Origin of the sequence: Xylanivirga thermophila, from assembly GCF_004138105.1 — a bacterium.
Classification (GTDB): domain Bacteria; phylum Bacillota; class Clostridia; order Caldicoprobacterales; family Xylanivirgaceae; genus Xylanivirga; species Xylanivirga thermophila.
Genome location: NZ_RXHQ01000079.1, coordinates 1 through 575 on the forward strand (window position 1 = coordinate 1; position 575 = coordinate 575).

At 39.7% G+C, this 575-nt stretch carries 1 rRNA gene; it reads left to right on the plus strand.

The features are described 5' to 3' along the window. Positions 1–375 precede the first annotated feature (375 nt). Positions 376–575, plus strand: a 16S ribosomal RNA gene (locus tag EJN67_RS13950); the annotation flags it as partial.

Here is a 575-nt window from a genome sequence, read left to right on the forward strand (position 1 = left end):
AGCGTAGCGAAGTGCATTTTAGGCTTGACAACTTTGCTAAATGGTAAAATTTAAGATATTTTTCTTAATTATTATAGCGATTGACTTTCTGGAAGAAAAAGGTGCCAATAAAAACTTGACACACACAATGTCGAAATATGAGTTGACATATATATAAGTCTATGTTACTATAATAAAGCTGTCAGGGAACAGCAATGGATTCGAATAACTCTAGTTAAGAAAAAAGATTTAAAAAAAGTTGTTGACAAACCAAGAGTTATTTGATACTATAATAAAGCCGCTTGCGAGGGCGGCAGGAAATTGGACCTTGAAAACTAGACAGTGCAAAGAAAAAAACAGCCATAAGTCGATTCTTATGAGTTGAGGATAAACTTTTAAATTGAGAGTTTGATCCTGGCTCAGGACGAACGCTGGCGGCGTGCCTAACACATGCAAGTCGAGCGAGGTTTAAGGAGTTAGCTTGCTAACACCTTAAACCTAGCGGCGGACGGGTGAGTAACGCGTGAGCAACCTGCCTTGTACAGGGGGATAACAGGTGGAAACACTTGCTAATACCGCATAAGGCCACAGTATCG